Source organism: Ectothiorhodospira haloalkaliphila ATCC 51935 (assembly GCF_000633935.1).
In the GTDB taxonomy this organism is placed as follows: Bacteria; Pseudomonadota; Gammaproteobacteria; order Ectothiorhodospirales; family Ectothiorhodospiraceae; genus Ectothiorhodospira; species Ectothiorhodospira haloalkaliphila.
In genome coordinates, this window is the sequence record NZ_KK214998.1 from 336900 (window position 1) to 351325 (window position 14426).

12 protein-coding genes are annotated in these 14426 nt (G+C 65.6%); all 12 read left to right on the top strand.

The genetic code is table 11. The features are described 5' to 3' along the window. Positions 1 to 232: 232 nt before the first annotated feature. The 12 genes from leuS (at position 233) to ECTHA_RS0109450 (ending at position 14294) form a co-directional block, all read left to right on the top strand. Positions 233 to 2686 (top strand): leucine--tRNA ligase, encoded by a 2454-nt coding sequence (leuS, locus tag ECTHA_RS0109395; RefSeq protein WP_025282177.1) that lies wholly within the window; start codon positions 233 to 235, stop codon positions 2684 to 2686. Between the two features lie 5 nt (positions 2687 to 2691). Beyond that, entirely contained in the window at positions 2692 to 3225 is a 534-nt protein-coding gene (locus tag ECTHA_RS0109400; protein ID WP_025282176.1) for an LPS-assembly lipoprotein LptE, read from the top strand. 11 nt (positions 3226 to 3236) lie between these two features. Beyond that, the gene (holA, locus tag ECTHA_RS0109405) at positions 3237 to 4277 is read left to right on the top strand and encodes a DNA polymerase III subunit delta (RefSeq protein ID WP_025282175.1); all 1041 of its coding nucleotides are present in this window, start codon (positions 3237 to 3239) and stop codon (positions 4275 to 4277) included. Continuing rightward, positions 4277 to 5551 (top strand): glutamate-5-semialdehyde dehydrogenase, encoded by a 1275-nt coding sequence (locus ECTHA_RS0109410; RefSeq protein WP_025282174.1) that lies wholly within the window; start codon positions 4277 to 4279, stop codon positions 5549 to 5551. Before holA ends, ECTHA_RS0109410 begins: the two co-directional genes overlap by 1 nt. Positions 5552 to 5581: 30 nt before the next feature. Beyond that, positions 5582 to 6220, top strand: a complete 639-nt coding sequence (nadD, locus tag ECTHA_RS0109415; RefSeq protein WP_025282173.1) for a nicotinate-nucleotide adenylyltransferase — start codon at positions 5582 to 5584, stop codon at positions 6218 to 6220. 14 nt (positions 6221 to 6234) lie between these two features. Then, a complete protein-coding gene (rsfS, locus tag ECTHA_RS0109420) occupies positions 6235 to 6621 on the top strand; it encodes a ribosome silencing factor (protein WP_025282172.1) in 387 nt (128 codons plus the stop codon). A gap of 3 nt (positions 6622 to 6624) precedes the next feature. After that, complete coding sequence (gene rlmH / locus ECTHA_RS0109425; RefSeq protein WP_025282171.1) at positions 6625 to 7095, top strand: 23S rRNA (pseudouridine(1915)-N(3))-methyltransferase RlmH; 471 nt, start codon at positions 6625 to 6627, stop codon at positions 7093 to 7095. A gap of 13 nt (positions 7096 to 7108) precedes the next feature. Beyond that, positions 7109 to 7657: a Maf family protein gene (locus ECTHA_RS0109430; protein WP_025282170.1), complete on the top strand. Its 549-nt coding sequence runs from the start codon at positions 7109 to 7111 to the stop codon at positions 7655 to 7657. A gap of 77 nt (positions 7658 to 7734) precedes the next feature. Further along, a complete protein-coding gene (rng, locus tag ECTHA_RS0109435) occupies positions 7735 to 9213 on the top strand; it encodes a ribonuclease G (protein ID WP_025282169.1) in 1479 nt (492 codons plus the stop codon). Positions 9214 to 9252: 39 nt separating this feature from the next. Further along, entirely contained in the window at positions 9253 to 13059 is a 3807-nt protein-coding gene (locus ECTHA_RS0109440) for a YhdP family protein (RefSeq protein ID WP_025282168.1), read from the top strand. Between the two features lie 83 nt (positions 13060 to 13142). After that, positions 13143 to 13451 (top strand): hypothetical protein, encoded by a 309-nt coding sequence (locus tag ECTHA_RS17850; protein WP_051582632.1) that lies wholly within the window; start codon positions 13143 to 13145, stop codon positions 13449 to 13451. Positions 13452 to 13469: 18 nt separating this feature from the next. Continuing rightward, a complete protein-coding gene (locus ECTHA_RS0109450) occupies positions 13470 to 14294 on the top strand; it encodes a carbon-nitrogen hydrolase family protein (RefSeq protein WP_026623678.1) in 825 nt (274 codons plus the stop codon). Positions 14295 to 14426 lie beyond the last annotated feature (132 nt).

Consider the following 14426-nt stretch of genomic DNA (forward strand, 5'->3'; position numbering starts at 1 on the left):
TGGTGGAAATCGCTGACGCCGCAGTCTCAGAGCCTACCAACTCTTCCGTTGGACAGCTATGCGTGCCCATCGTCTCGGGGGTCACGGCTTGACGACCCCATCAGTTGTTCCCCTGCCGCGCGCACTGGTATTCTTTTCGGTCTTTCCGCACGTCCCGGGCCCGACCCATGCCGCTCTGGGCATGCCCCGTTGCGTCCCGCGAACCCGTATCCAGATCCCAGCCGGTGTGACCATGCAAGAACAGTATCAACCCGAGACCGTCGAGACTGAAGCGCAGGCCTGGTGGGCCGAGCAGGATTGCTTTCGCGCCCAGGAGGACCCGTCCCGGGAAACCTTCTACTGTCTATCCATGTTTCCCTATCCCAGTGGGCGGCTGCACATGGGGCACGTGCGCAACTACACCATCGGCGATGTGATTGCCCGTTACCAGCGCATGCAGGGCCGCAATGTGCTGCAGCCCATGGGCTGGGACGCCTTCGGCCTGCCCGCCGAGAACGCCGCCATGAAGCATGGTGTGCCCCCGGCCCAGTGGACCTACGAGAACATCGATTACATGCGCGGCCAGTTGCAGCGCCTGGGTTTTGCCTATGATTGGTCCCGGGAACTGGCCACCTGTACGCCCGAGTACTACCGCTGGGAGCAATGGCTGTTCACCCGACTGTTCAAAAAGGGGCTGGTCTACAAGAAGACCGCCGTGGTCAACTGGGACCCGGTGGATCAGACCGTGCTGGCCAACGAACAGGTCATCGAGGGCCGCGGCTGGCGCTCCGGCGCCAAGGTGGAGCGTCGCGAGATCCCCCAGTGGTTTCTGCGCATCACCGACTATGCCGAGGAACTGCTCAATGGGCTGGACAATCTGACCGGCTGGCCGGAGCAGGTGCGCACCATGCAGCGCAACTGGATCGGTCGCTCCGAGGGCGTGGAGGTGGCCTTCCCGGTGGACGGTGGTGAACCGCTGCGGATCTATACCACCCGCCCCGACACCCTCATGGGTGTGACCTACATGGCCGTGGCTGCCGATCACCCCCTGGCCCGGCAGGCCGCGGAAACGCGCCCGGAAGTGGCTGCCTTCATCGAGGAATGCCGGCACAACAGTGTCTCCGAGGCCGACATGGCCACCCTGGAGAAGCGGGGCGTGGCCACCGGGATCGAGGCACGCCACCCCATCACCGGAGAGCCCGTGCCCGTCTGGGTGGCCAACTTCGTGCTCATGGAATATGGCACCGGCGCCGTCATGTCCGTGCCCGCCCACGATCAGCGGGACTGGGAGTTCGCCCGCGCCCACGGGCTGCCCATTCGCCAGGTCATTCGTCCGGCGGACGAGACGGCAAGCGTGGACCTGGCGCAGGAGGCCTTCACCGACAAGGGGGTACTGATGGCCTCCGGCGAGTTCGATGGGCTGGACTTCCCCCAGGCCTTCGAGGCCATCGCCGGTTATCTGGAGTCCCGGGAACTGGGTACCCGTCAGGTGAATTACCGTTTGCGGGACTGGGGTGTATCCCGGCAGCGTTACTGGGGTTGCCCCATCCCTATCATCAACTGCCCCGGTTGCGGTGCCGTGCCGGTGCCCGAGTCACAGTTGCCGGTGGTGCTGCCCGAGGACGTGGCGTTCGATGGCACCGGGTCACCCATCAAGAAGATGCCGGAATTCTACAAGACCACCTGCCCGGAATGCGGCGGCGAGGCCGAGCGGGAAACGGACACCTTCGATACCTTCTTCGAGTCCTCCTGGTATTACGCCCGCTATACCTGCCCGGACAACCATGACGCCATGATGGATGAGCGTGCCGGGCACTGGCTGCCCGTCAATCAGTATGTGGGGGGTATCGAGCATGCCGTACTGCACCTGCTGTACGCCCGCTTCTTCCACAAGCTGATGCGCGACGAGGGCCTGGTCCCGGGGGATGAGCCCTTCACCCATCTGCTCACCCAGGGCATGGTGCTCAAGGACGGCGCCAAGATGTCCAAGTCCAAGGGCAACACCGTGGACCCCCAGGAGCTGATCCAGCGCTACGGCGCCGATACCGTGCGTCTGTTCATGATGTTTGCCGCCCCCCCGGAGCTGTCTCTGGAATGGTCGGATTCCGGCGTGGAGGGTGCCTTCCGCTTCATCAAGCGGCTGTGGAAGCAGGTGCATGATCACGTCAGCCAGGGCGCCGCCCCGGCCCTGGATCCCGCCAGCCTGAACGATGCCCAGGCGGATCTGCGCCGCAAGCTGCACCAGACCATCGGCAAGGTGAGCGATGACGTGGGCCGCCGCTATACCTTCAACACCGCCATCGCCGCCTGCATGGAGCTGATGAACGACCTGGGGCGTCTGGAAGGGGACACCGATCAGGATCGGGCCCTCACTCAGGAGGTGCTGGAATCGGTGGTGCTCATGCTCTCGCCCATCATCCCCCACGTGACCCATCGCCTATGGCGGGAGCTGGGGCATGATCGGGCCGTGGTGGACTGCGCCTGGCCACAGGTGGATGAATCCGCCCTGCAAAGCGACACCCAGGAACTGGTGGTGCAGGTCAACGGCAAACTGCGTAGCCATATCCGCGTACCCACAGGGGCCGATCGGGCCGCCATCGAGCAAATGGCCCTGGCTGACGACAACGTGCAGCGTCATACGGAAGGCAAGTCCGTGGCCAAGGTGATCGTCGTGCCCGGCAAGCTGGTCAACGTGGTGGCCAAGTGATCCCCATGGCTCACCGGGCTCCGCGAGCCACCCTGCCTGCGGGCGGCGGTCGCAGCCTGGCCTGGATCGGGGTGGTGCTGGTGTGTCTCACCCTCGTCGCCTGCGGATTTCAGTTGCGTGGGGCGGGGGAACTGCCGCCGGAGATGGCCCGGACGGCCATCTCCGGCATCAGTGAGCAAGATGCACTGGCGCGGGACCTGGCCCAGTCCCTGCGGGCCAACGGCGTCCGGGTGGTGGAGCGGGACGAGGCCGATGCGCTGTTGCGCATCACCCGAATGGATACGGGGCGCCGCACGCTGTCGGTGGGTGGAGATGCGCGGGTGAGTGAATACGAGGTTTATCTCACCATCGGCTTCCAGGTGGAGGGCCTGGGTTCGGAGTTCGAGATCCCCACCCAGACCCTGACCCTCACCCGGGATTATCTCTTTGATCCCGCCGGGGTGCTGGGGCGCTCGGAACAGGAGCGGGTGCTGCGCGAATCCATGCGCCGGGACGCGGTGCAACTCATCCTGCTGCGCCTGCAAAGCGCCGCCCGCTGAGCCTGCAGCCCATGCAGCTTCGTCCCGAGCAACTGGAGTCTCACCTGGAAAAGGCCCTGGCGCCCATCTATCTGCTCTCCGGTGACGAGCCCTTGCAATTGATGGAAGCGGCGGATGCCGTGCGCGCCGCCGCCCGGGTCCAGGGCGTGGAGGATCGTGAGGTCTTCAACGTGGACAAGGGGTTTGACTGGGAGCAACTCTCCGCCGCCGCCGAGAGTCTGTCCCTGTTCGCCCGCCGACGCCTGCTGGAGTTGCGCATGCCCACGGGCAAGCCGGGCGCTCATGGCAGCAAGGTGCTGCAGGCCTACGCCCGGCGACCGGCAGAGGACACAGTACTCCTGATCGAGACCGGTCGACTGGACGCCAGTGACCGCAAGACTGCCTGGTGCAAGGCTCTGGAATCGGCGGGTGTGCTGGTGCAGGTGTGGCCGCTGGATCTGGCCGGCACCCAGGGCTGGATGCAGCGGCGAATGCGCCGGCATGGTCTGCAGCCCACCGCCGATGCGTTGCGTCTGCTGTCAGAACGCGTGGAGGGCAACCTGCTGGCCGCAACTCAGGAGATCGACAAGCTTGTGTTGCTGAGCGGCCCGGGGCCGGTGGATGCCGATGCGGTGCTGAGCGCCGTGGCCGACAGTGCCCGCTTCGGCGTTTTCGACCTGGTGGATGCGGCCCTGGCAGGCGAAACTGCCCGGGCCGTGCGTGTGCTCCAGGGCCTGAGGGATGAGGGCATCGAGGCGGTGCTGGTGCTCTGGGCCCTGGCCCGGGAAATCCGCAGCCTGCATCGCATGGCCGAACAGGTGGAGGCCAACAAACCGGTCCAGCAGATCCTGAGCGGCGTGCGCCCCCAGCGCCGTCAGCCCATCGTGCGTCAGGCGCTGCGGCGCCATGGTGAGATGGGCCTTGGGCGCCTGCTGGCCAGCTGCGCCCGGGTGGATCGGGCCATCAAGGGCCGCCATCCGGGCAACCCCTGGGATGAGTTGTTAGACTTGACCTTGAATCTGGCGGGGACCCGTGTGGTCCCGGACCATTCCCCTCTGACAGGAACACCGTAGTGTCCGATACAGCAAACGATGACATCCGGAACATGATGCAGGAGATGGGTCATCAGGCCCGTGCTGCGTCCCGGGAACTGGCGCGGGCCGAGTCCGGCGCCAAGAATGCCGCGCTCACGGCCATGGCGGAGTTGATCGAGCAGCGTGCCGATCAACTCATGACGGAAAACCGCAAGGATCTGGAGGCTGGTGAGCGTAACGGCCTGGATGCAGCCATGCTGGACCGGCTGGCCTTCACCCCGGAGCGCCTCGGCGTCATGGCCGAAGGCCTGCGTCAGATTGCCGCACTGCCGGATCCGGTGGGGGCCATCAGTGATCTGAATTATCGCCCCAGCGGTATTCAGGTGGGGCGCATGCGGGTGCCCCTGGGGGTGATCGGCATCATCTTCGAATCCCGGCCCAACGTCACCGTGGACGCCGCCGGCCTGTGTCTCAAATCCGGCAACGCGGCCATCCTGCGGGGCGGCTCCGAGGCCATTCATTCCAACCAGGCCCTGGCTGGCTGCATCCGTGATGGCCTGGCCGCCGCGGGCCTGCCGGCGAATGCGGTGCAGGTTGTTGCCACCACCGACCGTGCGGCCGTGGGTGCCCTGCTGCGCCTGAAGGATCACGTGGATGTGATCGTGCCCCGGGGCGGCAAGAGCCTGATCGCCCGGGTGAGCGAGGAATCCCTGATCCCGGTGATCAAGCACCTGGACGGCATCTGCCATGTGTACATCGATGACCACGCTCAGCTGGACAAGGCCACGCGGGTCACCGTGAACGCCAAGACACAGCGCTACGGCACCTGCAATACCCTGGAAACCCTGCTGGTGGCCGAGGGCATTGCCCCCCGCGCCCTCAAGGCCCTCAAGCCCCTGTTCGATGAAAAGGGCGTGGAACTGCGCGGATGTCCACGTACCCGCGATTTCCTGCCGGATATCGCCCAGGCCTCGGATGCGGACTGGGATACCGAATACCTGGCCCCGGTGCTGTCCATCCGGGTGGTGGCAGGTCTGGATGAGGCCATCGAGCACATCAACACCCATGGTTCCCAGCATACCGACAGCATCATCACCGAGGACTACACCCGTGCCCGGCGCTTCCTGCGCGAGGTGGATTCCAGTTCCGTGATGGTCAATACCTCCACCCGCTTCGCCGACGGGTTCGAATACGGCCTGGGTGCCGAGATCGGCATCAGCACCGACAAGTTGCATGCCCGCGGGCCGGTGGGTCTGGAGGGGCTCACCACCCTCAAGTTCATCGTTCTGGGTGATGGCCATGTACGTGGCTGATCAGGGTGGAGTGAGGCGCCCGTTGGACTCATGATCGGCATCCTGGGCGGCACCTTCGACCCCATCCACTTCGGCCATCTGCGTCCGGCCCTGGAGGTGCAGGAACACCTGGGCATGGATGAGGTGCGCTTCATCCCCTGTGGTCTGCCGCCGCACCGGCGGCAGCCGGCGGTATCGGTGGCGCATCGCGCGGCCATGGTGGAGCTTGCCGTGCAGGGGCAGCCAGGGTTCGTCATGGACCCCAGGGAGTTGCAGCGCGAAGGCCCCTCCTACAGCGTGGACACCCTGGAGAGCCTGCGGGCGGAGCTGGGCCAGGAGGTGCCCTTGTGCCTGATGCTGGGCATGGACGCCTTTGCCGGGTTGTCCTCCTGGCACCGCTGGCGGGAGATCACCCGACTTGCCCATGTGGTGGTTTCCCACCGCCCCGGGAGTCCCGCGTCCCATGACCTGGGTGACTGGATGCAGGATCATTGCACCCTGGATCCCCAGGATCTGCGCCGAACACCGGCAGGGCGGGTGTTCTTTCTGCCGGTGACCCAGCTGGATATTTCCGCCACCGCCATTCGTCGCCTGATTGCCCGGGGGTACAGCCCCCTGTACCTGACCCCCAGGGTGGTGGTGGATTACATCGCCGACCATGGCCTTTACGGTCCCGCGGCCACCCGTTAAACAAGAGACTCAAGATGCAGACAGAAACACTGACGCAGATCGTCACCGATGCCCTGGAAGACATGAAGGCTCAGGACCTCAAGGTGATCGACGTGCGTGGCAAGACCTCCATCACCGACACCATGGTCATTGCCACCGGCACTTCCAACCGCCATGTGAAGTCCCTGGCCGAGAACGTCCTGGTCAAGACCAAGGAGGCCGGCGTCATGCCTTTGGGCTCGGAGGGCGAACAGGATGCGGAGTGGGTGCTGGTGGATCTGAACGATGTGGTGGTGCATGTGATGCTCCCCCAGGTGCGTGATTTCTACAACCTGGAAAAACTCTGGCTCACCGATGAGCAGGCCCAGCCCGAGCCCGATGAGGACTCCCCCGAGGCAGCCGTGCGTCGCCTGCGCCGCTAGACCGTGCGCATTCATCTGCTGGCCATCGGCCACCGCATGCCGGCCTGGGTCAACGAGGGCTACCGCACCTATGCCCAGCGCCTGCCTGCGGAATGCCGGCTTGAACTGCGTGAGATCGCCGCGCCACGCCGGGGGCGTAGCGTGCCGGTGGAGCGTCTGCGGGAACAGGAGGGCGAGGCCCTGCTGGCCGCCGTGCCCCGGGATGCCTGGGTGGTGGCCCTGGATGAAAATGGCCGTGGTCTGGACACGGCCACCCTGTCGGGCAAGCTGGACGACTGGATGCAGTCGGGTCGGGATGTGTGCCTGCTGGTGGGTGGCCCCGATGGCCTTGCACCGGCGTGCCGGGCGCGGGCCGATTTCACCTGGTCCCTGTCGCCGCTGACCTTCCCGCACCCCATGGTCAGGGTGATCCTGGCCGAACAGCTGTACCGGGCGTGGTCCCTGCTGCGCGGGCACCCCTATCACCGCGAATAGAGTTTCATCCGTCATGCTGATCCTTGCCTCCGCCTCGCCCCGTCGCCGTGAACTGCTGGATCAGATCGGGGTCTGCCATGAGGTGCGCCCCGTGGATGTGGACGAAACCCCTCACCCGGGGGAGGCGCCCGATGAGTTCGCCCGGCGCATGGCCCGGTCCAAGGCCCTGGCCGGTGCCCACCATGCTGCGGGACGTCCGGTGCTGGGGGCCGACACGGTGGTCAGTATTGACGGTGACATCCTGGGCAAGCCCATGGACAGGGAGCATGCCCTGGACATGCTGGGCCGCCTTTCAGGGCGGGATCACACGGTGTATTCCGCCGTGGCTCTGGTTCAGGGGGAACGGATCCGGGATGCCCTCAGTGCCACCCGCGTGCGCTTCAAGTGCCTGTCGTTGCGTGAGCGGGAGGACTATTGGGCCAGTGGCGAACCGGTGGACAAGGCCGGTGCCTATGGCATCCAGGGCCTCGCTGCCCTGTTCGTGGAACATATCGAGGGCAGTTACAGCGGCGTGGTGGGCCTGCCGCTGTTCGAGACCGGGGCCTTGCTGGCCGGGGACTGAAACCCTTGGCATCCTGTATCGTGTAGTGGGCTTCGCCTCTCCGGGCGCCCAGACACCTAGCAACAAGGCACCGAAGAATGATGGGTACGGAAATTCTCATGAATGTCACTCCCCAGGAGACCCGTGTGGCCCTGGTGGAAAACGGCGTGTTGATGGAGCTGAACATGGAGCGCGCCCGACGGCGCGGTCTTGTGGGCAACATCTACAAGGGCCGGGTGAGCCGCGTGCTGCCCGGGATGGATGCCGCCTTTGTGGACATCGGCCTGGAGCGTGCCGCCTTCCTGCACGCTTCCGATGTGGCACCAGTGGAACGCGAGGAACTGCCCCGGGAAGAAACCGAACGCAACGAGCCCATCCAGCGGCTGTTGCGCGAGGGGCAGGACATCCTGGTGCAGGTGATCAAGGACCCGCTGGGTTCCAAGGGAGCCCGTCTGACCACCTACATCACGGTGCCGTCCCGCTATCTGGTGCTCATGCCCGGCAATACCACCATCGGCATCTCCACCCGCATCGAGGCGGACACCGAGCGTGCGCGGCTCAAGACCACCCTGGAGGCCCTGCAGGCGGAGGTGCAGACCTCCTATGGTTTCATCGTGCGCACCGCGGCTGAAGCTGCCCCCGTGGAGGCCTTGAAGAACGATGTGATCTTCCTGGAAAAACTCTGGCAGACCATCCAGCAATCGGCCCGGGCGGCCAAGGCCGGCTCCGAGGTTTACGCAGACCTGCCGCTCACCCTGCGCATCCTGCGGGACATGGTGGGGGTGGATCTGGAAAAGATCCGCATCGACTCCCGGGAGACCGTGCAGCGGGTGAGCGAGTTCGCCCGGGAATACGTGCCGGAACTGGTGGATCGCATTGAGCATTATCCCGGCGAGCGACCCATCTTCGATCTCTACAACGTGGAAGAGGAGATCCAGAAGGCCCTGGAGCGCAAGGTGGAGCTCAAGTCCGGCGGGTATCTGATCTTTGATCAGACCGAGGCCATGACCACCATCGACATCAATACCGGCGCCTTCGTGGGTCACCGCAACCTGGAAGAGACCATCTTCAAGACGAATCTGGAGGCGGCCCAGGCCATTGCCCGGCAACTGCGGCTGCGCAATCTGGGAGGCATCATCATCGTCGATTTCATCGACATGACCCAGGATGAGCACAAGCGCCAGGTGCTGCGCTCCCTGGAAAAGGCCATGGAAAAGGACTACGCCAAGAGCCAGATCTGCGACGTCTCGCCCCTGGGACTGGTGGAGATGACCCGGAAGCGCACCCGCGAGAGCCTGGAACATCAACTGTGCGAACCCTGTCCCACCTGTAGCGGGCGTGGCTATGTCAAGTCCGCCGAGACCGTCTGCTACGAGATGTTCCGCGAGATCCTGCGGGAGGCACGGCAGTTCGATGCCCGGGAATTGCTGGTGCTGGCCTCCCAGGCAGTGGTGGATCTGTTGCTGGACGAGGAATCCGCCAGCGTGGCGCAACTGCAGGAATTCATCGGCATCCCCATTCGTTTTCAGGTGGAGAGCCTGTACACCCAGGAGCAGTTCGACGTGGTGTTGCTCTGACGGCAAACCGCATGATTCACTAACCCCGGGGCAGATCACTTGTCAGTCAGGATTCTCGCCATCTCCATCCGGGTTGTCGTGGCCGCCATCATCCTGCTGGCTGCCCTTACCCTGGTCCTTCGGCTGGTGGTGCCCCGCCTGCCGGGACTGGAGTCGCGGCTGGAGACCGAGCTCTCCCAGCTGACGGGTCACCCGGTGACGGTGGGTGACGTGGACCTGCGCTGGCGCCTGGTCGCGGCCCGGGTGAGTCTGACCGATGTGCGCATCCACGCCCCCGATGACGCCGATGCTCACGCGCCCCTGCTCCAGGTGGGCGGTTTGCAACTGGACGTGAACCTGCCCGCCAGCCTGTGGCGCGGCCAGCCCGCATTGGGGCGGATCCAGGTGCAGGACGCCGATGTGCATGTGCTGCGGGATGAGTCCGGTCGCGTGCAGGTTCAGGGCACCCCCGCCGCGAATGGCGAGGCGTCACCACCGGCCGATCTCACCGAACTCCTGGCCGGGCGCCACCTCACCCTCACGGACAGTCGGCTGCGCTGGGAGGATCGCACCCTGGGCATCGACTACCAGTTCGACGATCTGAATCTTGCCGTGGCCCTGGAGGGGAATCGCCTGCGGCTGGCGGGCGACGTCTTTTTGCCGGCCCAGTTGGGGCATGCCCTTCAGGTGGGCATGGACCTGCGCCTGTCCCCGAAGCGGGATCAATGGCGCGGTCGGGCCTACCTGAAGGCCCAGAATCTCCACGTTCAGGGTCTGCCCAGGGAGGCGGGCCAACGTGTGGGGCTGGAGTCGGGCCGACTGGGTGCCCGGGTGTGGCTCACCTGGGACCAGGGTCGGGTGGAGCAGGTTCACATGGAGCTGGAGGGTCGCGAACTGGAGCTGGCAGCCGATGAGGTGGGAGAGGTTGTGCCTGCCGGCCTGGACCATATGGCGGGGCGGTTGCTGTGGCTACGAGAACCCGGGGGCTGGCAGTTGCGGGGTAGTGATATCCAGTTGCAGCGCCAGGGCCTGGCCTGGCCCGAAGGCGGATTCGATCTGCGCTATCGGCAAGACGACGAGGCTCGTCAGTTGCAGGGCCGCATCGATTACCTGCGCCTGGACGACATTGCTCCCTTGTGGGTACATCAACCGGTTCTGGCCCAGGCCTGGCGGGAATATGTGTCCGTGCTGGCCCCCAGGGGCACGGTGCATCAGGTGAGCCTGGATCTGCACCTGCCCCACGATGCTCCCCCCAACCTGCACGCCCACGGACATTTTCGCGGGCTTGGGGTATCTCCCCACGGGCCGGTACCCGGCTTGCGCGGACTGGAGGGGGGCTTTGCCTTCACGGGGGATGAGGGAGAGATCTGGGTCGACAGCGAGGGGCTGGAATTGACTCTGCCGGATCTGTTCGACCACCCCCTGTGGGCGGACACTGCCCGGGGCACGATCCACTGGAAACAAGGCCCGGGAGGGGGCGTGCTGAGCACGCCGGATCTGCTCCTGGCCAACGAGGATATTCAGGCCCGTGCCCGAGGCGGGTTGACCCTGGGCCAGCATCCGGGCATGGATCTGGTGGTGGAGTTTCGCGAAGGCAACGGCGCCCGCACTGCCCATTATCTGCCACGAGGCATCATGCCCGAGGAAGCCCATGAATGGGTGAGCCGGGCGGTGGTGGATGGGCGTGTGGTCTCAGGAGGCATGCTTTTTCGGGGGCCTTTCGCTGCCTTTCCGTTCCGTGAGGATGAAGGGCGTTTCCAGGTGCAAGCGCGTATCGAGGACGGCATCCTGGACTACCAGGAGGGCTGGCCGCGCATCGAGGCGCTCTTTGGAGAACTGGTCTTCGAGAATCAGGCCATGGAGGTGCGTGGCGCCCGGGGGCGTCTGTTCGATGCCCAGGTGAGCGACGCCCGGGTGCGGATCGACGATCTGCAAAGCCCGCGCCTTGAAATCGAAGGCGGGGTTCAGGGCAGGCTCACCGATTATCTTCGCTATGTCTCGGCAAGCCCCCTGGGTGAAGGGCTGGAGGCCTGGTTGCCCGATGTGCAGGTGGACGGCGAGGGGCAGCTGGATCTGCGCCTGAACATCCCCCTGCAGGGGCGCGAGGCCATGGAGCGTCCGGATCAGGTGGAGGGTGTCCTTGCGCTCCAGGGTAATCGCCTGTCCATGACGGGGCAGGATCTGGCCCTGGAGGCCATCCGGGGGCAGGTGGATTTCACGGAACAGACCGTTGAGGCCCGGGACATTTCGGCCCGGTTCAATGACGTCCCGGTCACCCTGAGTGTGGACCGCTTCGCCGACGGGGCACTGCAGGCCCGGGCCGAGGGGATGCAATCGCTTCATGCCCTGCTGGGCGAGGCCCTCCCCGAGGCTGTGGGCGCCCGGCTGGAGGGGGCCTCACACTGGCGGGCGCAGCTTCACATGCCGCCGGAGGGATCGCCCAGGCTGGAGCTGGACTCGGATCTTGTGGGGGTGGCCTCAAGTCTGCCGGTGCCCTTTGAAAAGTCCCGTTCATCCAGTCGTCCTCTGGAGGTGGAGATTCCCCTTGGGGAGGCCGGTGGTTCCATCCGGGCGCGCCTTGAAGGGGATATTCAGGCTGTCTTCTCCCCCGGTGAGCAACCCGATGGGACCACGGGGGAGCTGCGCATTGGCCGCGGGGCGGCCCTGTTGCCGACCGAGGGAATCCGGGTGGTGGGCCAGCTGGATCGGGTGGACGTGGATGACTGGTGGGGGCTGGCCTCGGAGCTGGAGTCGGCCCCCCTGGAAGGTGTAGGCGGGGCGCTCAATGAAGTGGACCTGCAACTGGGGGCGGTGACCCTGGCCGGCGGCCGCGAAACCCAGGACATGAGTATCCATGCCCGGCGGGAGTCCGGCCAATGGGACCTGCAACTGGCCTCGCCGCTGGTGCTGGGCCAGGTGCTGATCCCGCTTGAACCCGACGATGAAACGCCCCTGGTGCTGGACCTGGACCTGCTGGATCTGGATCAGCTCACCCCGGGCGGGGAAGGGCAGGGGCTGGCCGCCCAGGTGGACCCGCGTCGGTTGCCGCCCATGGATATTCGCCTGGGCACGCTGATGACGGACGGGCGGCGTTTTCGCTCACTGACCCTGGTTACCGAGCCGACCCCCGAGGGGCTGGTGATCCGTGAGGGCCAGCTGGCGACGGCGGGGGAACAACTGCAGGGACGGATGCAGGGGCACTGGAACGTGGATGATGACGGGGCCCATCACACCCGGCTGGATCTGGAGCTGGACAGCGATGACCTGGGCCGCGGCCTCACCGACCTGGGCTTTGATCACGCCTTCAGCGGTGGCCGCGCCCGGGTGGAGGCCAGCCTGGATTGGCCCGAGGCTCCTCATCGCTTTGACCTGGCAACACTGGAGGGGACGGGTGAGTTCAAGGTCAGGGATGGTCGCCTCGTCGAGGTGGAGCCGGGGGCTGGACGCCTACTGGGCCTGTTCAGTCTCAACCTGTTGCCGCGGCGCCTGGCCCTGGACTTTCGTGATTTCTTCCAGCGGGGATTTGTCTTTGATGAACTCACCGGCAGTTTCCGTCTGTCCGAGGGCAATGTGTACACCCCGGACCTGCGCATCGACGGCCCCGCCGCCCGCATCCGCATCCAGGGACGCACCGGGCTGGTGGAGCGGGATTACGACCAGACCATCGTGGTGATTCCCAGCGTGCGCGGCACCCTGCCCCTGGCGGGGGCCCTGCTGGGCGGTCCGGTGGCGGGCCTGGCTGTGTTCGTCTTCGATCGGGTGGCTGGCGTGGGCGAGCACATCGACGAGGCTGCCCGGGTGGAATATCGTGTCACCGGCCCCTGGTCCAGCCCCCACGTGAAGGGCGTGGCGAGAGGGGGGGAGTAGGCGCAGGTTCGTCAATTCCATCTGAGTATTGCTATAGTACCGACATGTTGCCAAACCTCCGCAGGGCGCTGTTCCCGTACCTTATGGCTGCGCCCATGCTGGCGGTGGCCGGCGAACCCGTCTACTCCATGAGTGCCGACACCTGGTCCCGTCCCCGCGATGCCGGATCCCTGGTGTCCGAGCCCGCGCTGCGCAGTACCCTGTCGCGCTACGAATCCAGTGGCGGCGGTCACATCGTGCTGCGCCACCCCTCGGGCGAGCGGGGGCATCTCTGGGTGGCGGAATTGCAGGACTGGCTGGTTGCCCTGGGCGTGCCCTCCGAGCACATCCGGCAGGCACCCACGGACGACCTGGAAACACACATCGAACTCACCATCAATCCATCACCCTGACCATCCAAGGGACTCAACGTGACGATTGCCGCCGCCATTCAAATGGCCTCGGGTACCAACCTGACCGCCAATCTGCAGGAAACGCGACGCCTGATCACCGCGGCTGCCCAGTCGGGGGCCCGTCTGGTGGTGCTGCCGGAGAATTTCGCCCTGATGGGCAAGAGCGAACTCCACAAGGTGGAGATCCGCGAGGAGGATGGTCAGGGTCCCATCCAGGAGTTCCTGGCCGAACAGGCTCGCCAGCATGGCATCTGGCTGGTGGGCGGGACCGTGCCCCTGGCCTGTCCCGACCCCGGGAAGATCTACGCCAGTTGCCTTGTGTATGACGATCAGGGCCAACGGGTCGGTCGTTACGACAAGATCCACCTGTTCGATGTGCGCCTGCCGGACAACGAGGAACACTACGAGGAATCCGACACCATCATGAGCGGTGACCAGGTGGTGGTGGTGGAGACACCCTTTGGTGTGCTCGGGCTGGCGGTATGCTATGACCTGCGTTTCCCGGAGCTCTTCCGCGGACTCCTGGATCGGGGGGTGGAGATCATCGCCTTGCCAGCGGCCTTCACCGCCGTTACGGGGCGGGCCCATTGGGAGCCTCTGGTGCGGGCCCGGGCCATCGAGAACCAGGTCTACATGGTGGCTGCTGCCCAGGGGGGATACCACGTGAACGGCCGGGAAACCCACGGTGACAGCATGGTGGTGGACCCCTGGGGCAACGTGCTGGACCGTCTGCCCCGGGGCTCCGGCGTGGTGTGTGGCGAAATGGATCCAGAGCGCCAGAAGGTCATCCGCCGCAGCTTCCCCTCGATCTATCATCGGCGTCTGTCCTGCGACTTGACCTGAGGCGATCTGACCTGAGGGTTGCCCGAGGCCCGGTGGGCATAAAAACCCCAGGGCCCTCGGGCTTGAATTACAGAACCAGCCCCCCAACACTGATCTCAGGCCCGGCACTGCGACCGGGATGAGCTGTCAGCG